General features: G+C 68.6%; 21 protein-coding genes. 5 read left to right on the forward strand and 16 right to left on the reverse strand.

Features of this window, described 5'->3' with window-relative positions; genetic code table 11:
- Positions 1-15: 15 nt before the first annotated feature.
- Positions 16-213 (forward strand): DUF2783 domain-containing protein, encoded by a 198-nt coding sequence (locus VD964_RS15215; protein WP_014248756.1) that lies wholly within the window; start codon positions 16-18, stop codon positions 211-213.
- Between the two features lie 227 nt (positions 214-440).
- Positions 441-1,817: a CocE/NonD family hydrolase gene (locus VD964_RS15220; RefSeq protein WP_324869403.1), complete on the forward strand. Its 1,377-nt coding sequence runs from the start codon at positions 441-443 to the stop codon at positions 1,815-1,817.
- 73 nt (positions 1,818-1,890) lie between these two features.
- Here VD964_RS15220 and infC read toward each other — a convergent pair whose 3' ends face one another.
- From infC to VD964_RS15245, 5 genes are all read right to left on the reverse strand, one after another.
- Positions 1,891-2,418, reverse strand: a complete 528-nt coding sequence (gene infC, locus VD964_RS15225) for a translation initiation factor IF-3 (protein ID WP_149222470.1) — start codon at positions 2,416-2,418, stop codon at positions 1,891-1,893.
- Between the two features lie 84 nt (positions 2,419-2,502).
- On the reverse strand, positions 2,503-4,467 hold the full coding sequence (gene thrS / locus VD964_RS15230; RefSeq protein ID WP_324869404.1) for a threonine--tRNA ligase: 1,965 nt from the start codon (positions 4,465-4,467) through the stop codon (positions 2,503-2,505).
- A gap of 179 nt (positions 4,468-4,646) precedes the next feature.
- A complete protein-coding gene (locus VD964_RS15235; protein ID WP_324869405.1) occupies positions 4,647-5,843 on the reverse strand; it encodes an EAL domain-containing protein in 1,197 nt (398 codons plus the stop codon).
- A 7-nt stretch (positions 5,844-5,850) separates the two neighbouring features.
- Positions 5,851-6,924 carry a quinone-dependent dihydroorotate dehydrogenase gene (locus VD964_RS15240; RefSeq protein WP_324869406.1) on the reverse strand — a complete coding sequence of 358 codons (1,074 nt, stop codon included), beginning with the start codon at positions 6,922-6,924 and terminating at the stop codon, positions 5,851-5,853.
- Positions 6,921-7,295: a DUF952 domain-containing protein gene (locus VD964_RS15245; RefSeq protein ID WP_310111826.1), complete on the reverse strand. Its 375-nt coding sequence runs from the start codon at positions 7,293-7,295 to the stop codon at positions 6,921-6,923. Before VD964_RS15245 ends, VD964_RS15240 begins: the two co-directional genes overlap by 4 nt.
- 356 nt (positions 7,296-7,651) lie before the next feature.
- On the opposite strand from VD964_RS15245, the gene VD964_RS15250 reads away from it, so the two are divergent.
- A complete protein-coding gene (locus VD964_RS15250; RefSeq protein WP_063635317.1) occupies positions 7,652-7,870 on the forward strand; it encodes a hypothetical protein in 219 nt (72 codons plus the stop codon).
- Between the two features lie 29 nt (positions 7,871-7,899).
- Here the strand turns inward: VD964_RS15250 and VD964_RS15255 are convergent, their stop codons facing one another.
- The 10 genes from VD964_RS15255 to VD964_RS15300 form a co-directional block, all read right to left on the reverse strand.
- On the reverse strand, positions 7,900-8,220 hold the full coding sequence (locus VD964_RS15255; RefSeq protein WP_149222382.1) for a hypothetical protein: 321 nt from the start codon (positions 8,218-8,220) through the stop codon (positions 7,900-7,902).
- Between the two features lie 33 nt (positions 8,221-8,253).
- Entirely contained in the window at positions 8,254-9,774 is a 1,521-nt protein-coding gene (gene terL / locus VD964_RS15260) for a phage terminase large subunit (RefSeq protein ID WP_324869407.1), read from the reverse strand.
- Positions 9,771-11,801: a glycosyl hydrolase family 28-related protein gene (locus VD964_RS15265; protein WP_324869408.1), complete on the reverse strand. Its 2,031-nt coding sequence runs from the start codon at positions 11,799-11,801 to the stop codon at positions 9,771-9,773. The genes terL and VD964_RS15265 overlap by 4 nt, the downstream gene beginning before the upstream one ends.
- Before the next feature lie 33 nt (positions 11,802-11,834).
- Entirely contained in the window at positions 11,835-12,668 is an 834-nt protein-coding gene (locus VD964_RS15270; RefSeq protein ID WP_324869409.1) for a hypothetical protein, read from the reverse strand.
- The gene (locus tag VD964_RS15275; RefSeq protein WP_324869410.1) at positions 12,668-14,563 is read right to left on the reverse strand and encodes a hypothetical protein; all 1,896 of its coding nucleotides are present in this window, start codon (positions 14,561-14,563) and stop codon (positions 12,668-12,670) included. Before VD964_RS15275 ends, VD964_RS15270 begins: the two co-directional genes overlap by 1 nt.
- A gap of 13 nt (positions 14,564-14,576) precedes the next feature.
- Positions 14,577-15,146, reverse strand: a complete 570-nt coding sequence (locus VD964_RS15280; RefSeq protein WP_324869411.1) for a hypothetical protein — start codon at positions 15,144-15,146, stop codon at positions 14,577-14,579.
- 65 nt (positions 15,147-15,211) lie between these two features.
- Positions 15,212-15,484: a hypothetical protein gene (locus tag VD964_RS15285; protein WP_324869412.1), complete on the reverse strand. Its 273-nt coding sequence runs from the start codon at positions 15,482-15,484 to the stop codon at positions 15,212-15,214.
- 205 nt (positions 15,485-15,689) lie between these two features.
- Complete coding sequence (locus VD964_RS15290) at positions 15,690-16,508, reverse strand: phage capsid protein (protein ID WP_324869413.1); 819 nt, start codon at positions 16,506-16,508, stop codon at positions 15,690-15,692.
- 387 nt (positions 16,509-16,895) lie between these two features.
- Positions 16,896-17,120: a hypothetical protein gene (locus VD964_RS15295; protein ID WP_194909746.1), complete on the reverse strand. Its 225-nt coding sequence runs from the start codon at positions 17,118-17,120 to the stop codon at positions 16,896-16,898.
- Positions 17,117-17,539, reverse strand: a complete 423-nt coding sequence (locus VD964_RS15300) for a Fur family transcriptional regulator (protein ID WP_310111803.1) — start codon at positions 17,537-17,539, stop codon at positions 17,117-17,119. The genes VD964_RS15295 and VD964_RS15300 overlap by 4 nt, the downstream gene beginning before the upstream one ends.
- A 142-nt stretch (positions 17,540-17,681) precedes the next feature.
- Between VD964_RS15300 and VD964_RS15305 the strand changes: the two genes are divergently transcribed.
- Entirely contained in the window at positions 17,682-18,236 is a 555-nt protein-coding gene (locus VD964_RS15305; RefSeq protein WP_324869414.1) for a superoxide dismutase family protein, read from the forward strand.
- A 297-nt stretch (positions 18,237-18,533) separates the two neighbouring features.
- A complete protein-coding gene (locus VD964_RS15310; RefSeq protein WP_324869415.1) occupies positions 18,534-20,051 on the forward strand; it encodes a DEAD/DEAH box helicase in 1,518 nt (505 codons plus the stop codon).
- Between the two features lie 75 nt (positions 20,052-20,126).
- On the opposite strand, the gene gstA is transcribed toward VD964_RS15310, so the two are convergent.
- Positions 20,127-20,741 carry a glutathione transferase GstA gene (gene gstA / locus VD964_RS15315; protein WP_324869416.1) on the reverse strand — a complete coding sequence of 205 codons (615 nt, stop codon included), beginning with the start codon at positions 20,739-20,741 and terminating at the stop codon, positions 20,127-20,129.
- Positions 20,742-20,753: the final 12 nt, after the last annotated feature.

Here is a 20,753-nt window from a genome sequence, read left to right on the forward strand (position 1 = left end):
TCGTGGAGCCCACCCATGGCCAAACTGATGACCGAGCAGCGCTTCGCCAGCCCGGACGACGTGTACCAGCTGCTGATCGACAGCCACCGCGACCTGACTCCCGACCAGAGCACCCGCCTGAACGCCAAGCTGATCCTGCTGCTCGCCAACCACATCGGCGACGCCGAGGTCCTGGCCGAGGCGCTGCGGGTGGCGCGGCAGGGGGTGGAGTAGGACAGCGTTGCCCCCTCCCTCCCCCGCCTTCGGCAGGAGAGGGGGAGTTTGCGACGCAGCGGCAGTCCCCTCTCCCGCGATCGGACCGGCCTTTGGCCGGCCGAGGGCGGGGGAGGGTTAGGGTGGGGGCATCGTCAGCCGACACTCCGCCCACCTCCCCCCTGACGCCAAGCCAAAGTTGGCGTACAAGAGCGCAGCCCCCTTCCCTTGCGGAGACTGCGCCCACCATGACCCTGCGCCGCCTGATCGTCCTGCTGTTCATGCTGTCGTGGTGCGGCCCGGCGCTGGCCGAAGGGCTGGTGCAGACGCCGCTGTCGATCCCCGCGCGCTTCCCCGACGGCTCCTCCGCAACGCTGGAGGCGATGCTGCTGCGGCCGGACGGTCCCGGTCCCTACCCCATCGCGATCATCAGCCATGGCACGCCGCGCGACCCGGCGGAGCGGGCGCAGATGACGCCGTTGCGCTATCTGCCGGAAGCCCGTGAGTTCGCCCGGCGCGGCTGGGCGACGGTGGCGGTGATGCGGCGCGGCTATGGCGGATCGGACGGTCCCTACAGCGAGACGACCGGCGCCTGCAACAACCCCGACTACCTGCACTCCGCCCGGCAGAGCGCCGAGGACCTACGCCAAGCCGTCCGCTATGTGGCGGCCCAGCCCTATGCCGATCCCGGCCGCATCATCGCGGTCGGCGTGTCGGCCGGCGGGCTTGCCAGCATCGCGCTCAGCGCCGATCCCCCGCCCGGGCTGAAGGCGGCGATCAGCTTCGCCGGCGGGCGCGGCTCCATCGCCGACAACGAGGTCTGCCGGGAGGAGCGGCTGGTCGCCGCCTTCGGCACGCTGGGCCGCAGTTCGCGCGTTCCGACACTGTGGATCTATGCCGAAAACGACCTGTTCTTCGGCCCCGACCTCGCCCGCCGCCTGTGGGAGGCCTTCACCCATGAAGGTGGCCGGGGCGAGTTCATCGCCGCACCGCCGCACGGCAAGGATGGGCATTCCTTCTTCACCGCCGCCATTGCGGAATGGACACCGATGGTCGACGGGTTCCTGGCGCAGAACGGACTGGTCCCGCGCAGGACGCCGATCGTGCTGTCCCTGCCGGCTCTGGCGCCGCCGCCCGAACTGTCAGCCGCCAACCGGGCCAAGTTCCCCGCCTATGTCGAGGCCGGCGGCAACAAGGCCTTCGCCGTGTCGCCCGACGGCGCCTATGGCTGGAAATCCGGTCTGCGCAGCTTGGACGACGCGCAGAAGGGAGCGCTGGAGACCTGCGCGAAGCATACCCGCCAAAGCTGCCGCATCGCCTATCTGAACGACCGCCCGGCCGGTGCCGGTGCCGATATGGCCGCCACGCCGTCGGAAGGACCGCGCGGCACGCAAGTCAGGCTGGAGCCGCCTCCCGAACTGTCCGACGCCAACCGGCCGAAATTCAGCGCCTATCTCGAGGCGGCCGGCCGCAAAGCCTTCGCGGTGTCGCGGGACGGCGCCTTCGGCTGGAAGTCCGGCATGTCCAGCGAGGACGCCGCCCGCCGCGGCGCCCTGGACAACTGTGCCAAATACACCCGCCACACCTGCTATGTGGTGATCGTCGACGACCGGCCGCTGCGCTGAAGCGTTGTAGCCGCCGAAAGAAAAAGGCCCGTCCGGCATCCCGGACGGGCCTTTTCCGTAACCTCACCCCGCATCAGCGCGGAGCCAGCACCATGACCATCTGACGCCCTTCGAGCTTCGGCATCTGCTCGACCTTCGCCAGTTCGGTCAGCTCGTCGCGGACGCGGACAAGCACATTCATACCCAGATCCTGGTGCGCCATTTCACGGCCGCGGAAGCGCAGGGTCACCTTGACCTTGTCGCCTTCCTCGAGGAAACGGCGCGCCGAGCGCATCTTCACGTCGTAGTCGTTGTCATCGATGTTCGGCCGGAGCTTGATCTCCTTGACCTCGATGATCTTCTGCTTCTTGCGGGCTTCGTTCGCCTTCTTCTGCGCCTCGTACTTGAACTTGCCATAGTCGAGGATTTTGCAGACGGGCGGTTCCGCCTGGGGAGCGATCTCGACTAGGTCGAGACCGGCATCCTCGGCAGCCAGCAGAGCATCGCGCAACGACACCACCCCGATCATCTCGCCATCTGCACCGACGAGACGAACGGAACGAGCCGATATCTCCCGGTTAACCCGCGGTCCATCGCGGGTCGGGGCGGCTTCGGACGGGATCCTGGCTATGGACGCTTCTCCATGGTCTGAAACCACGCAGAGGCCGGCCGTCCAAAGGAGCGGCCGGCGGCGTCGCGCGGTCGGTTAAAACGGCGAGTCGGTCATGGTTTCGCCGGCGGGCGATTTCGCTTCCTCGACCAGTTTAGCCACGGCGGCGTCGAGGGCAAGAATTTCCTGATCCTTGCCGCCCAGCACGCGGAGCGCGACCGTCCGCTCGTCCGCCTCGCGCTTCCCGACAACCAGCATCAGGGGAACCTTCTGTAGGCTGTGCTCGCGGACCTTCAGATTGATCTTCTCGTTGCGGGTGTCGAGTTCGACGCGCAGGCCCTTGCGCTTCAGCAGCTTGGCCACTTCCTCGGCATAGCCGTCGGCCTCGCTGGTGATGGTGGCGACGGTGACCTGCACCGGCGACAGCCACAGCGGGAACTTGCCGGCGTAATGCTCGATCAGCATGCCGATGAAGCGCTCCATCGACCCGAGAATCGCCCGGTGCAGCATGATCGGCCGATGGCGCGCGCCATCCTCGCCGATATAGCTGGCATCGAGTCGCTCCGGCAGGTTCGGGTCGTACTGCAGCGTGCCGCACTGCCAGGTCCGGCCGATGGCGTCGGTCAGGTGGAATTCCACCTTCGGGCCGTAGAAGGCGCCCTCGCCCGGCAACTCTTCATACTCCAGCCCGGCGTCGCGCAACGCCTGGGCCAGCGCTCCTTCGGCCCGGTCCCACAGCTCGTCGGCGCCGGTGCGGACGTCCGGACGCAGGGCCAGCTTCACCGAGATCTTGTCGAAGCCCAGGTCCTTGTAGACGCCGAGCTGCAGCTTGAAATACTCGGCCGCCTCGCTCTGCACCTGATCCTCGGTGCAGAAGATGTGGGCGTCGTCCTGGGTGAAGGCACGCACGCGCATGATGCCGTGCAGCGCGCCCGACGGCTCGTTGCGGTGGCAGGCGCCGAACTCCGCCATGCGGATCGGCAGGTCGCGGTAGGAGCGCAGGCCGTGGCGGAAAATCTGGACATGGCCGGGGCAGTTCATCGGCTTGATGCCCAGCAGCTTCTCGCCGCCGTCGGCCTCCACCTTGAACATGTTGTCGCCATACATGTCCCAGTGGCCCGACGCCTTGAACAGCGAGCTGTCGATCAGCTGCGGCGTCTTGACCTCGACATAGCCGGCGCCCTTCAGCTTGGTGCGGATGTAGGTTTCCAGCGTCTGGTAGAGCGTCCAGCCCTTCGGATGCCAGAAGACCGAGCCGACCGCCTCTTCCTGCACATGGAACAGGTCCAGTTCCTTGCCCAGCTTGCGGTGGTCGCGCTTCTCCGCCTCCTCGATCTGGTGCAGGTAGGCCTTCAGCTCCTTCTCGTCGCGCCAGGCGGTGCCGTAGATGCGCTGGAGCATGGGGTTGCGGCTGTCGCCGCGCCAATAGGCGCCGGCCACCTTCATCAGCTTGAAGCCCTGCCCGACCTTGCCCGTCGTCATGGCGTGGGGCCCGCGGCACAGATCCAGCCAGTCGCCCTGGCGGTAGATCGACACCGGCTCGCCCTGCGGGATCGCCTCGATCAGCTCGGCCTTGTAATGCTCGCCGAGATTCTTGAAGTAGGCGACCGCCTCGTCGCGGTCCCAGACCTCGCGCATGATCGGGATGTCGGCCCCGACGATCTCGCGCATCTTCGCCTCGATCTTCTCCAGATCCTCGGGCGTGAACGGCTCGTCGCGCGCGAAGTCATAGTAGAAGCCGGTGGCGATCGACGGGCCGATCGTGACCTGCGTGCCGGGATACAGTTTCTGCACCGCGTCGGCCAGCACATGGGCGGCATCGTGGCGGATGACCTCGAGGGCGTCGGCGTGGTTGCGCGTGACGATCTCGATCTTGGCGTTGGTAGTGACGGTGGTGGTGAGGTCCTTCACCGTGCCGTCGATCTTGACGGCAAGCGCATCTTTGGCCAGGCGCGAACCGATGGACTGGGCAATCTCGAGCCCCGTCACCGGCCGGTCGAACTCCCGCACGCTGCCGTCGGGCAGCGTGATGGCGATGTTGGACGTCACCGAAGTCACCATTTACTAGTGTTGCGTATCACCCGCGTCGGGTGCCCGGACAGGGCCGGGAACGCGAAATTTCCATCGCCGCGTGGGGGAATGTCAAGCGCGGTGGCGGAAATCAAGGGTGTGGACAGACCAACGCTGCAATGCCGCCACAACTCGGCATTGGTTTCTTGGCAAGCACTTGCCTGCGCGCCTCAATCCGGCTTCCGGCTCAGCCGCGGTTCGCCGAACAGGTAGCCCTGGCCGAAGTCGAAGCCGGTGTCGAGCACCTCGACCAGCTGGTTCTCCGTTTCGATCTTCTCGACGATCAGGTCGATGCCGTCGGCGGCGCAGCGGCGGCGCAAGTCGCGGATGCGCTCGGCGTTGGCGGGATCCAGCACCAGGGCGCGGTCCAGCTTGATGCAGCGGAACTCGTGGCGCAGCAGCCGGTCGACGTCGATGGCGAGATCCGTCACCTGATCCATCGAGAAGCGGAAGCCCAGTCGCGCCAGTTGCGACAGGATGCCCATCGTCACCGCCCCGCCGGCGCGCAGATCGTGCTGGCTCAATTCGAACACCAGCTTCGGCACCAGGGCGTGGTTCTGCGCCATCATGTTCAGGAACTGGCGCATGAACTCCGCATCGGCCAGCGTCGCGGCGGAGATGTTGGCGAAGAAGCCGATGGCGTGCTGGCGCCGCTCCGTCTCGCGGATCAGCTGGACGCAGCGGACCAGTTGCAGGTTGTCGATGGTGGCGATCAGCCCCTCGCGCTCGGCGATGTCGAGATAGCGATCGGGCATGATCTGCTGACCATCGGCGGAGCGCACGCGCGAGAACACCTCGTAGAAGCGGTGCTTGCGCTGGGGAAGGCTGACGATGGGCTGGAGATAGACATCGATGCGGTCGGCCTTCAGCGCGTCGCGAACCGCCTCCAGCACCGCGGCGTCGTCCATGGGTGCGGCGGGCGGCGGAGCCGGCTGCGGAGCCGGGGACGGCATAGCGGCCGGACGCCGGCTGCCGCCGGGATCGCTGCTGGGTGCCGGCGGGCGCGGGGCGCGCCGCTCGGTCAGGCGGGCGACCAGCGACTGCAGAAGCTTCACCTCCTGCATCACGGCGTCGTAGCGCACGCCGTCGGGCTGGGCGCCGGGATCGGATGCAAGGCGCTGCTCCAGCAGGTGTGCCAGTTCCTCCACCCGGTCGCTCAGGCGGGCGATGCGGCGGGCGGCCTTGCGCTCGCGCTCCAGCCTGGTCACCACGTCATGGACCAGCGCCCCGGCCAGCACCACCAGCGCGCCTGCCATCCACGACACCAGCGGATCGGCCTCCGGGCGCAGAGCCCACAGAGCGGCACCGGCCGAGATCCCGGCGATCAGGTAAGCCAGCGCATAGACGAGGTGCGTCAGCAGGGTCATCGCGGGATCAACGGTGATCCGCCCCCACCGCCTCGGCGACCGAGCGGAAGCCGTCGCGGCGCAGCAACTCCGCCAACTCGCGGCGGATGCGGTGAACCACAGCCGGCCCGGCATAGACCATCGCCGAATAGAGCTGAACCAGCGAGGCGCCGGCCCGGATCTTGGCATAGGCGTCCTCGCCCGTCGCCACGCCGCCGACACCGACGATCGGCAGCTTGCCGCCGGTCAGCGCGTAGATCTCGCGCAGGACGGAGGTGGAGGGCTCGAACAGCGGCGCGCCGGACAGCCCGCCGGCCTCACTGCGCATCGCCGCCGGGATGCTGTCGGGCCGGGCGATGGTGGTGTTGGAGACGATCAGCCCGTCGATGCCGGACTCTAGCGCCACCGCGGCGATGTCGCTCTTGTCCTCCACCGTCAGGTCGGGAGCGATCTTCAGCAGAAGCGGCGGATTGCGGGTCAGGCCGCAGGCGGCCCGCGCCTCCAGCACCCGTTCCAGCAGGGCGCGCAGGGGATCCCGGCCTTGCAGCGCGCGCAGGCCCGGCGTGTTGGGGGAGGAGACGTTGACGACCAAATAGTCGGCCAGCGGCGCCAGCCGGCGCACGCCGATCACGTAATCGTCGGCGGCGTCGGCCGTATCCTTGTTCTTGCCCAGGTTGGCGCCGACGATGCCGGGCGCGCGCCTGGCGGCGGCGCGGCGGCGCTCCAGCCGCTGGGCGAAGGCTTCCAGCCCTTCGTTGTTGAAGCCCATGCGGTTGATGACCGCCCGCTGCTCCACCAGCCGGAACAGGCGGGGACGCGGGTTGCCGGGCTGGGGCCGCGGGGTGACGCTGCCGGGCTCGACGAAGCCGAAGCCAAGGTTCAGCATGGCGTCGACCACCTCGGCATTCTTGTCGAAGCCGGCGGCCATCCCGACCGGGTTGGAGAAATCCAGTCCCCAGACGCGGGTGTGCAGCGCCGGTTCGTCCCTGCCGCGGGCCGGTGGGACCAGTCCGGTCTTCAGCGCCTTGATGGTCAGGCCATGCGCGGTCTCGGGGTCGAAGCGGAACAGCAGCGGCCCGGCAAGCGGATAGAGGTCGATCACGGAACGAGGTCCTGGAGGGTGAAGGGAAAGCCGGCCGGGAAGACGTGGCGCCCATCCGGCCCCAGCGGCAGCGGGTCGACCCGCAGCACGGCATCCACCGGCAGCGGCCCGTAGAGGTGCGGGAACAGCTGCCCGCCGCGCGAGGGTTCCCAACGCAGGGCGGCGCCCAGCCGGTCGGCGTCCACCGTCAGCAGCAGCAGGCCGTCCTGGCCGGCGCGATGCTTGGCGGCGCTCTCCACCACCTGTCCGGCAGTGGAGAAATGGATGAAGCCGTCCTGGACATCCTGCGACGAACCCGGGTAGCTGCCGGCCGGGCGGGCGGCGTCCCACTCGTCCGCGCGGCACATGTGGTGGATGATTCGGTCGGTCATGATGGTCGGACACTATCCCAAGGCGCGGCCACCGGCCAGACACATCAAAGCCGCAGTCCGAAAGCCGCAGTTGCCCGCGCTGCGGGGCGTCCCATGCGGTCGGGTCCGGCAGGGCGTCGGCCACAACGCAAGATCGACTCCCCGAATGCAATTCCGCACGCGTCGCGCGTTGCATTTTGCAAAGCACACTCGAAACTATTCGGCATTTTGCGGGTATTTTTGAGTTTCCGCCGCCTTCATTCCTGCTGAAACGGCGTGCCATCCAGTTCAACCCCCGCGATTCCAAGGGCCGGAGCCGCTTTCGCAGGTTGGCATTGCTTTTGCTGTGACAGAAGCAAGTCAACGGAGGACCCGTCATGAACGCGATTTCCATGAGCCTGATGAAGAAGACCCAGTCCTGCGACACGGACCTGGGCGCCTCGGTCACCGCCATGGGCGCGCTGTGCGAGCCGGGTCAGACCGCGGTCCCGCTGAAGCCGAGCGCCACCATGCTGGCGGCAGGCGCGCGGGCCGGCGGCGTGTCGGTCGAGGTGGCCTGGAAGATCTATCAGGCGATGATCCACCACGCCGACTGAGCCGACTCGCCCGTTGCGGCCGTTGACGGTCAGCGCCGTCCGCCCTCGAAGGGCATGAAGCCCGAATCGAGCTTGGTCTCGATGCGCAGCAGATGGTCGGTCAGGCGCTGTTCCACGTCCTTGAGCGTCGCGAAGGAGACGTAGGTCTTCGCGACCTCCAGCTTGTATGCGGCGAGATTCTCGCGCACCTGCGCCTGAGCCTCCTCCGCCCGGGCGCGCAATTCGTCCAGCGCGCTGTCGGCATCCTTGCGCACCCGCGCGATCAGCCAGAACAGCCCGCCCATCGCCGGCAGTTCGACCGCGGTGATCCACCAGGCGAGATCCAGGCCTCCGGTCAGGGTGTCGTGCATCGGGGTCTCCTGTGGTTGAGGTGAGGAAACGACTCAAAGCTCCCAATCCGACGGCGCCACCACCGTGCCAATCCCCCGCCAGTCGGGGCGGCGTTCGGGGACGGCCGCTGCTTCTTCGAAGCGGTAGGGTTCGGCGCCGAGGCAGCCGGCCACCGCGTCCAGGCCGTCGTCGGGCCCGCGGTATCGGCCATCCGGACGCCAGTCGCGCATTTCCCGGATCAGCGGCGTGTCCCACACCGACCGGTGGGCCAGCAGGCGGCGGTCGGCCATCAGGGCGTTGAAGGCCTCGGTGATGCGCTGGGCCTTGGGCTTGCGGCTCGTCTGCTCGACCACGCCCACGGACAATCGGTCATGGCGCAGGCGTTCGCGCAGCAGACCGGGCAGAAAGCGGCCCAAGCCGTTGATTTCGATATGGATCGACGACAGGTGGTTGTCGGCGAGAAGGCGGGAGACCTGCCCGCATTGCTGGTCGGCTTCCGTCTCTTCCAACCGCGGGTCGACCGTCAGATACAACACCCGGTGCAGGTAGAACCGGTTGTCGGTGCCGCCGAAAACCACGGCCACCACGCTGCCGTCGCCGCTTTTCGCCTTGCCGTCCGCCTCCAGCCGGGCAAAGGCCGGGTCCCACCAGCAGGAGGCGGAGACCAGTCGCACCCCGTCCAGCGTCAGCACCGCGCGGCCCAGAGCCTCGCGATACACCAGTTCGGCGTCGTAGCGGCCGAGCTTGGCGACATCCAGCATGCCGTCCGCGACGCTGACCGGGCGCAGCAGCATCTGGCTGGTGAACTTGTTGGGGCCGGTGGACTTGCGGATGCGTGCGACATGGGCCTCGCCGAAGCGCTCCTTCCAGGTGTAGGTGCGGCGGCCCTCGGGATCCTCTGTATAGACCGGCAGGACCAGCCGTTCGAACCCGTCCAGGAAGGGCGGGCTGCCGTCGTCGGTCTCCTCGGCATAGAGGCTGTCCTGCGCATGCGGCGTCCCGACATAGAGCTGCGCCCCGCCCGGCACCAGCACATACTCCAGCTCCGATAGGCGTTCGCGCAGGGCGGCACGCTTGACCGCCGTGTCGGCGTTGCGCGGCACCTCCACGTCGTCGCAGATCACCACATCGGCACGGCTGCCGGTGATGTTGCCGCCAATGCCGGCCGCCGCCATCGACGGGTCGCGCAGTTCCATCGGACGCACGACCGTGAACTGGTCGGCCGCCCACTGGTCGCGCACCGACGCCGGCGGTTTCAGGTGGCTGCAATCGGGATGGCGTTCCAGGATGCGCTTGACGTTGCGCACCATCTTCGTCGCCAACCGCATGTCGGCGGCGAGCACCAGCAGTCTGCGGTTGGGATCGCGCAGCAACAGCCACGCCGCGAACAGCCCGACCAGGGTCGACTTGCCCGACCCGCGGAAGGCCATCAGCAGCATGCGCCGGTTCTGCCCAGCCATGCATGCCTCCAGCCAACCCGCCATCCGCGCATGATGGGCGGGGGTCTTCAGCTCCACCATGTCGTTCCAGCCCCGAACGAAGGCGCGAAAGCTGTCGTCCTTCCCCGCCCTCATGGATTCCGCCCCAGGATGTGCCAGCCGGCGCCGTTCGACATCACCGTCACCGCATGGCCCTGGGCGGCCAGCGCGATGGCCTCGCTGTCCGGCCCGCCGCCGCCGGCCTGGGTCACGGTGACGCGGTTGCCGCCGGTGTCGGACTTCTTGATGGTGACCGTGCGGCCGACCGCATGCGGGGCCGAGGGCGCCGGCAGCCGCACCTCCACCGCCCCATTCCAGGCGCTGACCAGATAGAGCTGCTGGTTCAGGTCCGGCTCGAACAGGCCGGGAGCCGCGTGATAGTGGGCATTGCCCGGCGGATTATTGCCGGCGACGATCCACCAGCCCGCCCCGTTCGACACCAGCGTCACGAAGTCGTAGCGGTTGCCCAGCGCCAGAGCCCGCCCGTCCGGCCCCGGTCCACCGGTCTCCGTCACGGTCAGCGGGTTGGCGGAAGCATCGGTGCGCTTGATCGTCACCGCATGGCCGTTGACGGTCTCAGCCTTGGGTAGACGCAACTCCACCGGCCCGCCATAGGCGCTGGCGAGATAGACCGAGCTGGTCAGATCCAACGCCACCACCCCACCCTTGGCCGGCTCGACATAGTCGGTGTCGTACCGCAGCGCCTCCACCACCAGTTCGGTGATGCGGCTGCGCTGAAGCCGGTTCTTCTCCGGATAGCCGGCATTGACCGCGGTGTATTGCCCGCCGGACCGGTCGAGGATCGCCGGCCCGGCAGCGGCGGAGAACAGGTTGACGATCGCGGTCTCAACCGACCCGGCATCGAGCTGCAGGTTCGGCAGGGCGCCCAGCGACTCGGCATAGAAATTCACAATCAGCGTCTTGTCGGTGACGGCGCCGACGCGGAAGCAGGCCTCCGCCTGCGGCCAAAGATTGGCCTCGCAGTCGAAGAAGGCGTTGTTGTAGCGCCCCTGCTCCACGAAGAAGCCGCAGCCGGTCATCGGCGCCGACAGCGAATAGACCCGCACGGCGTGGAAGCGGTTGGCGTTCGGCGTGTCGCCCGCCCCCGTCCGCGTCAGCCACACCCCATGCCGCGACGGCCGCGCCACCAGCACGCGGGCGATGTTGTTCCAGTAGCAGGGCAGGTTGGGGTCGATGTAGCCGTCGAACAGCAGCCCCACCTCCGGCTCCCACAGGGTCAGGTCGGTCAGGCTGTTCTGCACGCAAGGCCCGTCACGCCCGAACAGACGCACCCCCGCCCGGCCCTGCTCCAGCCGCAGGCCCGACAGGGTGGCGTAGCCGTCCGGCAGGTGGACGAGGTCGAAGCCGTTGGACGCGCCGCGGATCACCGAGGCCTGCCCCGCCCCGTACAGCGTCTGCCCATGGCCGAGCGTCAGCGTGTTGGCGATGCGGTAGGTCCCCGGCGGCACGAACACCGCGCGGGCGGAGGTCAGCGCCGCCTGCAGGGCCAGCGTGTCGTCGACCAGCCCGTCTCCCACCGCGCCGAAATCCTTGACCGAGACGAGGTCGGCCAGCTTGTCGCGCACCGGTCGCGCGGTGGCCCCGGCACCCGGCGGCACATAGGTCGCCAGCGCCTCCTCGTCCACCGGCGGGCGGACGGTGGGATTGCCGGCGCCGTCGAAGGCCAGCAGCTTGCCCTGGCGCAAGCCCCGCTCGGGCAACAGGGGGGAGGCCGGCAGGTCGCTGTCGGCATAGCGCAGCATCAACTCCTGGTCGCCCGCCACCTGCTGGAGCGCCGCGGTCAGCCGGTCCAGTTCGCCATTGAGGGCGGCGGCCGGCAGCGGCCCGCTCTCGCCGAAATCGCTGCGCCGTTCGATGGGCAGGCGGCGGCGCAGCAGGACGACGGTCCCCTCCGCCGGAGCCGTGGCGAAGGTCACCGCCCCGCCCGCGCTTGAGCCGGCCCCGCCGACCGCATAGCCGGTGCTCTGAAGCGCCGCACCCAGGAAGACCTGCAGATCCTCGTCGGTGAAGATCGGAAACGGGTAGGTGAAGACCCGCTGCATGCCGTCGGCGAGATACTGCACGCGCGGGGTCCCGCGCGGGATGAGAAGCGACGTGGACATCGGGGGTCTCCGCGAAAACGGACACAAGCGCGCTCAAAAGAACTTGCTCATGTATTCCAGCCGCTGACGGTCGGCGAGTTGCGACAACTCCAGCAGGTTGCGGCGCTTGGCCTCGTCCAGGCTCTGCTGGATGGCGGCGCGTTTCAGCTGCTCGGTCGCCTGCGCGTCCTTCCGTTCGGTCTCGCTGGAGTTGGTCAACCCCAGCAGGATCGCCTCGCCCGACCCATCCTGCGCGGTGACGCCGCGCGCGCCCAGCCCGGCGCGGGTCTTGCTCACCGCCTGACGCAACGCGGTGAGCCGGCGCTGCTCGGCGGCGTCCGCCGCCGCGGTCAGCTGGGCCAGCTGGGTCTGGGCGTCGGTTTCCTTGGAGTGGACGGTCTGCTCCTGGCTGGCGCGCAGTTGCGCCAGCGTCTGCTCCTGGGCGGAGCGGAAGTCGTCCATCTCCTTGGCCCGCGCCGCAGCAGCCGCAGCCGCAGCCGCCTCGTCCCTCTGGCGCTGAAGCTCCTGCTCGCGTTGACGCAACTCGGCATCATGCGACCATTGGCGGGCCTGCGCCTCGGCCTCCAGCTGGGCCTGCTGCTGGCGGGCCACGGCGGCGGCCTGGGCCGAACGTTCGGCCGCAGCCGCTTCCTCGCGGTATTTCCGTTCCAGCGCCGCCTGGGCCGCGGCGGCCTGCGCCGCGTCCTGCTGGCGCTTGTACTCCAGCTCGGCAGCGGCTTGCTGGGCCGCGGCCTGCTGGGCGGCCTGCTGGGCTGCGGCCTGTTGCGCGGCGGCGCTGGACTGGCCGGCATTGGCGCTGCGCACGGTACCGATGACCGAGTTCGCCAGCGGCAGCGCCGTGGTCACGAGGGGAGCGATTCCACCCATCAGTCGTTCACCTTCAATTCCATGGTCACGGAAAGCAGCGTGAAAGGCAGCGGCGCGTCCTGTTCGATGCGCCACAGCGGGACATTGGTGTCGTGGCGCCAGCCGAGCGCCCGCAGCCGTCGGTCGCCGGACACGCGCGCCGGCACCCCGCCGGCCGGTTGCGGCCCAAGCCGGTGAAGTGGAAGTTCCTGCAACCCGCGCCCCAGATCGACACGCAGCGCCGCCGTCTCCTCCAGCCGGAAGGTGACCGCGACCAGCCGCACGATGTCGGCCCCGGTCGCCTGCCCCAGCAGGTTGGGCGGCAGCGGCTCGATCCGGTGGGTGTAGGGCAGTCCGATCTCGACCTTGCGGGCAGGCGGGTCGAGCGTGACGCCGCCGGCCTGGACGGTGGCCGGGTTGCGCACCACCCCGTCGGCAACGACGGCGACCGTCCGTCCCTCCAGATGCGCCAGCCCGCTCCAGACCGCAGTTGCATCTACCCGCTCGGCGGTGATCGCCGTGTCGAGGTTCAGCGCATCGTCGAACCGCTCGATGCTCCAAACCCCGCGCCGTTCCACCAGCGTATAGACCTCGTCCCCCACCGCGGCGACGGAGCGCACCGCCCCATCGGTCTCCAGCAGGGTCCAGGCGGTGACGTTCTCCGCCCGGTAGGCGGTCAGCGCACCCAGCGTGCCGTCCTCCATCGCCACGAACAGCAGCCGGCGGTTCTGGTCGTAATCCTGGTCGCGCGGGCTGGACACCAGATGGCGGGCCAGCAGGGCGAGGTCGTTCGCCTGATAGGCCGCTTCGGTGTCGGTATAGAGGAACTCACGGATTTCGCGCCGGTTGCGCGGCACGAACAGCGTCGCCCCCTCCACGTCGCGCGGCGGGATGGCGCGGTCCATCGGCGAGCCGATCCGCGTCTGCCGGTTGACCTGCATGCTCTGCGGGGTCAGCGGGTCGCCGGTCACCATGTATTCGGCGCCCGAGGTGAAGACCTGCAGATGCCGGCCGGAGAAGACGGCGCGCACCGCGTTGACCTGATCGGACAGGATGCCGAACTCGATGGCCTGATCGTCCAGCCCCTCCCCCAGGTCGAAGTTCCAGATCTGGGCGGAGCGCGACAGCCACAGCCGGTTGGGCAGGTCGCGCGACCCGCCGATGACCAGCCGGTCCTGATGGAAGGCGGCCGACACCGGCCAACCGCGCAATGCCGAGAAGGCCTGCTCCTCCCATTGCGTCGTCGGCTGGGTATCGGCCAGCGTTTCCTTGACCGTCGCGTTGACCTGGGTGCCCGACACCACGCCGGTCACCTGCAGTTGCTTGCCCTTGATGCGGATGCGGGTGCCGTCATGGCGCGGATCGAACACCGGGGCAGACGCGGTGACGGTGATCGCCCCGCTCGTCCCCGACGGCGTCAGCGTCACCGCTGGGTCGCCGAAGCGGTGGAAGGGTGTGCGCAGCAACTCCCCCTCCACCGCGAAGGCCCATTCTGCCAGGGTCCAGGTCCCGTCGTCGCCGCGCGTCAGCTTGCGCGGCGGCAGGTCGGGATGGCAGACCAGCAGCGTGTCGGCGCTCTGCGTCCAGGTGATCTGCGCCAGTTGCGTCAACGTCCAGGGTGCGGCAACCGACGCCAGCCTGGTCCCGCCCTGGAACACGTCGATCCAGCGGTCGGTGAAAACCAGCAAATAGGTTTGTTCGCTGTTCCGCTCGAACGCCACCAGCCGTCCGTCGCCGCGGGCCAGCGCGGTGAAGGCAAGGCCGGACCGCCGCGTCACCCCGCCGGTCGGGTCGATGAACAGGTTGCGCAAGACCAGCGCGCCGTTGTCGTAGGCCTTGAGGTCGCCGCGCCCCAGCAGGCGGCGCGACACCTCTCCGGCGGTGAAGTTGGTCTTGACCTGATGCAGCCGTCCCATCACGTCCTCCCCATCATGCCCGCACATCGATCAGGGTGAAGTCCTCGAAGCCGGGCTGGCTGTCCTGCTGGGCGTCGATCTGGCGGGCGCGGCGGAACTCGCTTTCGGCCAGCTGGGCCAGCAGCTCCGCCCGCGTCGAACTTTCGGTCAGCGGCAGGCAGAACTCGGCGGCGAGGCGCGCGATCAGCGCCTGGTCGAAGAAGGCGGGAAACGCCTCTTCCGCCGGGCGGCCGATGTAGGACAGGGTGACGGCGCCGGCATCGCACAACAGCGTCCGCCCGGCGATGCGATAGGACAGGCCGCGCCCCCGCCCGTCGCCGCCCGCCCCCAGCGCCCGCAGGAAATCGGCCGGCAGTTCGAAGGCGCAGGCGTAATCGGCGACCGGCGGTTCGGCCAGCCGCGGAAGCGTCGCCTGCAGGCTGGCAAAGCTCCAGGCATTGGCCGACAGCAGCGCGTCGCGCGTCGGCGCATAGAGCGCGGCGGCCACCTCCGCCTCGGCGGAGCCGTCGTCGAAGGAGGCGATGGCGGTGGCGCCGAGCTTGATCAGCGCACGGCCGCACAGGCCGATGGCGGTCAGGGCCATGGACGCTCTCCCTTTGCGGAATTCCGGGGAGGCGCCGGCGAAGCGGCGCCTCTCTCCTCGATGGATTAGTCGCTGTTGGTGCTGCCGAACGGCGTCAAATTGGCGACGTCCACCGCCCCGTTGGCGCTGGCCGCCACCACCAGCACGCCGGTCGCTGGCGTGGCGGCGCCGACCGCGCAGTTCGCCAGCAGCATGTCGCCCACCCGCAGCAGGTCGGCGGCGCCGTTGAAATAGCCGGCGGCATCGACGTCGGTCGCCACGTCGAGCGTGGTGTAGTGCCAGAGCGTGAAGCCGTTCGCATAGGCGAGCACGCTCAAATCCTTGGACGCATAAGCCATGGATCGAAGACTCCAGATTGTGTCGGGGAGAAAAATGCCCTCTCCCGCTCCGGGAGAGGGAGGGGACCCGCGCAACGCGCGGGGAGGGTGAGGAGTAAGGCAAGGGTCCGGAACCGCATGGTTCCTTGGATCACCCCTCACCCTTCCCATGCTCCGCATGGGCCCCTTCCCTCTCCCGGGACGGGAGAGGGAAATTCACCCCCGCTCAGTTCTCCAGGCAGCGCAGGGTCACCACGCCGGTGGTGTCGATCAGCGCGGCGCCCTGGCTCATCATGTTGTTGACGAAATGCGCCGCGCGGTCGCCGTGCCAGGTGATGTCGGTCTTCACGTCGGCACCGGCCGCATGGCCGACCGCCGTCTTGTGGTACCAGTGGCAAAGCCGGACATTGCCGCTCAGCGTCAGGCCCGAATGCGGCAGCCACAGCGTGCCGAGCCAGCGCTTGGCCTGGGTGCCGCGCCAGGGCAGTTCGTCGGTGCCGACATAGTCCGAACTGGCGAACTCCTCGATGCCCAGCAGCTGGCTCCACTGCTTCCAGCCGACGACGGCATAGCGCTGGCCATCGTCCGGCACGTCGGCCTCGCCCATCATCTCGAAGGCAGCCAGGATCTTGGCCTTGGTCAGCCCGTCGGCGGCGCTGCCGGCGTAATTGACGGACTTGTTCAGCTCGGCGATCAGCAGTTCGTCGGTCTTGCGGCCCAGCGCATAGGCGCCGGCATTGGCGATGATCTGCCGCTCGTCGATGTTGGTCTTCAGCTCGTCCAACCGGTCGACCCAGTCGCCGGCATAGAAATCATACAGCGCGCATTCGACCGGGGTGTGGTCCAGGTTCATCACCGGGACCGCGCCGTGGCGCGACTTGGTGGAGGCGGCGCCCTTGCCGACCTTCTGGAAGACGGTGGAGGCGCCCTGCACATTGTTCTTGCTTCGCACCGTGTTGCGCAGCTTCGAACCCATGCGCTGGTAGGCCTCGTGGACCTCGCGCTCGAACTGCTTGACGAACGCCTGGGCGATGGTGGTCGACATAAGGATATTTTCCTTTCGCGTTCCTGCGGATCCCGCGACGGCGTGGCGGGAGGAGTCGTTCCGCCACCCGGTTGTCGGAGATGCGCGCAAGGCGCAGCGCCGGCCGCGGGCGAAACGCGAAAACGAAAAGGGCCGGCCGGACTTTCAAGTGTCCGGCCGGCCCTTTTCGGACCGAAGCGAGGGGGGAGCTTTGGGTCTGTCGGGCGCTGAGGTCCGGGGGCGGACCCGTCGCCTTGACGAGATCGGTTTTAGGATTTTATGCCGGGGAAATCAAGGACTATTTTCATATGGCGCTGACTTCGATGGCCCCCACCCTGACCCTCCCCCGCCCAGCGGGGGAGGGTCAGGGTGGGGGCATCGGTAGCCGACACCAACCCACACTCCCCCTCAGTGCCGAACCGGCCCCGCCACCCAATGGCTGACGATGGTCTCCGCCTGGGCCGGCGGTATCTCCGGATGGTGGTAGCGGTAGACGGTGACCGCCGCCTCCAGCGCATAGCGTTCCGGCTGACCGCAACGGCACAGGCCGGAATAGCAGCGCTGCACCGCATCGCGGCAGGCGATGGCGTCGACGATCGGTTGTTCCGCCTCGGGAAAACGGGGATCGGTCATGGACGCTCCTCCTCATCCAGGGGCACGCCGTAAATCTCCAGCCGGTGGCCGACGATCTTGTAGCCGAGTTCGCGGGCGATGCGTTCCTTCAGCGCCTCCAGCTCCGGGCTGGCGAACTCGATGATCCGCCCGGTGCGGGTGTCGATCAGGTGGTGATGGTGGTCGGCCGACGCCTCCTCGTACCGCGCACGGCCGTCGCCCAGGTCGACACGCTCGATCACCTGCGCGTCTTCCAGCAGCCGCATGGTGCGGTACACCGTGGCGATGGAAATGCGCGGGTCGATCTGCACGGCCCGGCGGTGCACCTCCTCCACATCGGGATGGTCGTCGGCGTCCGACAACACCTGGGAGATGACGCGGCGCTGTCCGGTCATCTTCAGCCCCTTCTCCATACACAACGCTTCCAGACGCGACGTCATCACCCCAACCCTGGTCTTTGCTTCCCGAGACCCCCATCATACTGAAAACCGTTCGCAATCCCAGAGCGGTTTCGCAGCGACGGAAAGTCGCTGAACCCGCCGGCGCCGCCCATGGCCCGGCCAAGATGGAGGACTCACCCGCATGACCCGTGCCCACCCGCCCCGGATCGGGACGACGCAGGCCCTGCTGATCGCCGGCCTGTCGCTGTTCGCCGCCCCGGCCCTGGCCCAGCAGTCGGCCCCGGCTCCCGCTCCCGCCGCCCAGGCCGCCGTCGCCGATGCCCAGGGCAAGCCGCTGGGGACCGTCACCTTCACCCGCTTCCCGCACGGCATCCTGGTCCACGGCCAGCTCGAAGGGCTGCCGCCGGGCTGGCACGGCATCCACATCCACGAAAACGGCGCCTGCACGCCCGACTTCAAGGCGGCCGGCGGCCATTTCGCCGCCCAGGGCTCCAAGCACGGACTAGAGTCCGAAAAGATGCATTACGGCGAGCTTCCCAACATCTGGGCCAACGAGGCCGGCAAGGCTGGGTTTGAGGCGATCACCCACATGGTCACCCTGACCGACGGGCCGGACGGCCTGTTCAAGCAGGGCGGCACCTCCATCGTCGTCCATGCCCAGCCCGACGACTATCTCAGCCAGCCCGCCGGCAATTCGGGCGACCGCATCGCCTGCGGCGTCATCAAGAAGCCGTAAGCACCTCCTGAACAGCCCCGGGGCGCGACCATTTGCCGCGGCGTTGCGGCAGGGATTCGCGCCCCTCCCCCGCGCGTCCTGACCGGCGCACCCCTGCCGCGCGCCGAGTTTGCTTGCCAAATCAAGCCACCGGCCCTATCTGTCCGGGGTCGGACGGCGCCCGGCGCCGCGCAGGACTTGCGCGCGCCCGGATCGCCCGCCGCCCGACGGCTCCGCGCCAACCCGCCGCGGAGCGCGCAAGCCCGGCCGCTCCCTCCTGGCGCGGCCCCCATTTTGGTGACCAGGACCATCGCCTCCATGACCGAATTCTCCGGCCTCGGCCTGATCGAGCCTCTTCTGCGCGCCGTCGCGGAGGAGGGATACTCCACGGCCACGCCGATCCAGGCCGGCGCCATCCCGCTCCTGCTGGCCGGCCGCGACGTTCTGGGCCTCGCCCAGACCGGCACCGGCAAGACCGCAGCCTTCACGCTGCCTATCCTGCAGCGGCTGTTCCAGAACAAGAAGCGCGTGGCCGCCAAGTCGCCGCGCACGCTGATCCTGACCCCGACGCGGGAACTGGCGCTGCAGATCGGTGACAGTTTCACCACCTACGGCCGCCATCTGCCGATCCGCCGCACCGTCATCCATGGCGGCGTCGGCCAAAGCCCGCAGGTCGCCGCCATCGCCCGCGGCGTCGAGGTGCTGATCGCCACCCCCGGCCGCCTGCTCGACCTGATGGCGCAGAACCACGTCAATCTCGGCGCGATCGAGGTGTTCGTCCTCGACGAAGCCGACCGCATGCTTGACATGGGCTTCATCCGCGACGTGCGGAAGGTGGTCGCGGTGCTGCCGAAGGAACGGCAGACGCTGCTGTTCTCCGCCACCATGCCCGACGCGGTGGTCGAGCTGGCGCACAGCATCCTGACCGATCCCGAGCGCATCGAGGTGACGCCGCAGTCGACCACGGTGGAGCGCATCAACCAGCGCGTCCTGTTCGTGGACCGCAGCGACAAGCGCCGCCTGCTGGCCGACCTGCTCGAAGACTCGGCGATGGCCCGCACCATCGTCTTCGCCCGCACCAAGCACGGTGCCGACCGCATCGCCGACCACCTGAAGAAGGCGGGCATCGCCGCCGACGCCATCCATGGCGACAAGTCGCAGTCGGCCCGCGTCCGCGCGTTGGAAAGCTTCCGCAGCGGCGAGTTGCGGGCGCTGGTGGCGACCGACATCGCAGCCCGCGGCATCGACATCGACGGCATCAGCCACGTCATCAACTTCGACCTGCCGAACGAGCCGGAAAGCTACGTCCACCGCATCGGCCGGACCGCGCGTGCCGGCACCGACGGCAGCGCGGTGTCCTTCTGCGACCATGAAGAGGTCGGCTACCTGAAGGACATCGAAAAGACGATCCGCCAGCCGATCCCGGCCGACGCGACCCACCCCTACCATGCGGTGGAGGTGGCGCAGATCCATGCCTCCAGCAAGCCGCCGCCCCGTCCCAAGGCGCCGGGCAGCAACCGCAACCAGCACAACCGCAACCAGCAGCAGTCGCGCACAGGCAACGCCGGCTCCAACGCCGCGCCGAAGCCGGCAGCGCCCAAGGCCGCGCAGCCGAAGCCTGCCGCGTCGGCCGCCAAGGCCCCGCAGAAGGCCGGAAAGCCGACCGGCGCGCCGCGGCCGGATGCCGCCCGCAACGACCAGAACCGGCATGACCGCCGCCCGGCTCCGCATGCGGTTTCGCACGGCAACAACCACGGGGGCGGCAAGCAGACCCCGCGTGCGGCCGGCACTCCCGGCGGCAACACGCCCATGCGCCGCAAGCCCAGCGCCGCCTGATTCGGGCAGCGCCAGCAAAGAAAAAGGCCCCGTTTCTCGCCGAGACGGGGCCTTTTCCGTTCACAATCGCAATCGTCAGCCCTGGGCTTCCGCGGCATGCGCCGCCTGCACCGCCGGACGGGCACCGACACGTTCGCTGAAGGCGACCAGATTCGGGAAGGCCGACAGGTCGAAGCCGATGCGCGGCAACCAGCTCAGCACCGTGTAGGCATAAGCGTCGGCGACGGTGAAGACGTCGCCGGTCAGATACGCCTTGCCCTCCAGCTGTGCGTTCAGCACCGATAGCTTGCCGCGCAGCACCTTGGCGGCGAACTCGCGGTGGGTGTCGGACACCACATCCTTCAGCATCGGGAACAGTGGGACGACGCCCTTGTGCAGCTCCGACCCGATGTAGTTCAGCAGTTCCTGGACACGGTAGCGCTCCATCGTGCCCACCTGAGGGATCAGGCCGCTGCCCGGCACCTTATCGGCGATATACTGCACGATCACAGCGCCCTCGGTCAGGATGCCACCCTCGTCGAGCGCCAAGGTCGGCACCTGCCCCTTGGGGTTCACCGCAAGGAAATCGCTGCCGTCGGGCAGGGTCTTGGTCACCAGATCGACCTTCACCAGCTCGAAGGGCAGCCCGGCCTCGCGCAGGACGATGTGCGGCGACAGCGAACAGGCACCCGGCTTGTAATAGAGCTTCATGTCTCCGGAACC

Origin of the sequence: Azospirillum sp. (genome assembly GCF_035628975.1) — a bacterium.
Lineage (GTDB): Bacteria > Pseudomonadota > Alphaproteobacteria > Azospirillales > Azospirillaceae > Azospirillum.

What these genes read in the sequence shown, in the direction of transcription:
- VD964_RS15250 (WP_063635317.1), top strand. Translation starts at nt 7,652, where the DNA reads ATGAACGCGATTTCCATGAGCCTGATGAAGAAGACCCAGTCCTGCGAC.
- thrS (WP_324869404.1), bottom strand. Translation starts at nt 4,467, where the DNA reads ATGGTGACTTCGGTGACGTCCAACATCGCCATCACGCTGCCCGACGGC.
- VD964_RS15275 (WP_324869410.1), bottom strand. Translation starts at nt 14,563, where the DNA reads ATGGGACGGCTGCATCAGGTCAAGACCAACTTCACCGCCGGAGAGGTG.
- terL (WP_324869407.1), bottom strand. Translation starts at nt 9,774, where the DNA reads ATGAGGGCGGGGAAGGACGACAGCTTTCGCGCCTTCGTTCGGGGCTGG.
- VD964_RS15295 (WP_194909746.1), bottom strand. Translation starts at nt 17,120, where the DNA reads ATGACCGATCCCCGTTTTCCCGAGGCGGAACAACCGATCGTCGACGCC.
- gstA (WP_324869416.1), bottom strand. Translation starts at nt 20,741, where the DNA reads ATGAAGCTCTATTACAAGCCGGGTGCCTGTTCGCTGTCGCCGCACATC.
- VD964_RS15290 (WP_324869413.1), bottom strand. Translation starts at nt 16,508, where the DNA reads ATGTCGACCACCATCGCCCAGGCGTTCGTCAAGCAGTTCGAGCGCGAG.
- VD964_RS15280 (WP_324869411.1), bottom strand. Translation starts at nt 15,146, where the DNA reads ATGGCCCTGACCGCCATCGGCCTGTGCGGCCGTGCGCTGATCAAGCTC.
- VD964_RS15245 (WP_310111826.1), bottom strand. Translation starts at nt 7,295, where the DNA reads ATGACCGACCGAATCATCCACCACATGTGCCGCGCGGACGAGTGGGAC.
- VD964_RS15300 (WP_310111803.1), bottom strand. Translation starts at nt 17,539, where the DNA reads ATGACGTCGCGTCTGGAAGCGTTGTGTATGGAGAAGGGGCTGAAGATG.
- VD964_RS15220 (WP_324869403.1), top strand. Translation starts at nt 441, where the DNA reads ATGACCCTGCGCCGCCTGATCGTCCTGCTGTTCATGCTGTCGTGGTGC.
- VD964_RS15305 (WP_324869414.1), top strand. Translation starts at nt 17,682, where the DNA reads ATGACCCGTGCCCACCCGCCCCGGATCGGGACGACGCAGGCCCTGCTG.
- VD964_RS15285 (WP_324869412.1), bottom strand. Translation starts at nt 15,484, where the DNA reads ATGGCTTATGCGTCCAAGGATTTGAGCGTGCTCGCCTATGCGAACGGC.
- VD964_RS15235 (WP_324869405.1), bottom strand. Translation starts at nt 5,843, where the DNA reads ATGACCCTGCTGACGCACCTCGTCTATGCGCTGGCTTACCTGATCGCC.
- VD964_RS15310 (WP_324869415.1), top strand. Translation starts at nt 18,534, where the DNA reads ATGACCGAATTCTCCGGCCTCGGCCTGATCGAGCCTCTTCTGCGCGCC.
- VD964_RS15255 (WP_149222382.1), bottom strand. Translation starts at nt 8,220, where the DNA reads ATGCACGACACCCTGACCGGAGGCCTGGATCTCGCCTGGTGGATCACC.
- VD964_RS15270 (WP_324869409.1), bottom strand. Translation starts at nt 12,668, where the DNA reads ATGGGTGGAATCGCTCCCCTCGTGACCACGGCGCTGCCGCTGGCGAAC.
- VD964_RS15265 (WP_324869408.1), bottom strand. Translation starts at nt 11,801, where the DNA reads ATGTCCACGTCGCTTCTCATCCCGCGCGGGACCCCGCGCGTGCAGTAT.
- VD964_RS15215 (WP_014248756.1), top strand. Translation starts at nt 16, where the DNA reads ATGGCCAAACTGATGACCGAGCAGCGCTTCGCCAGCCCGGACGACGTG.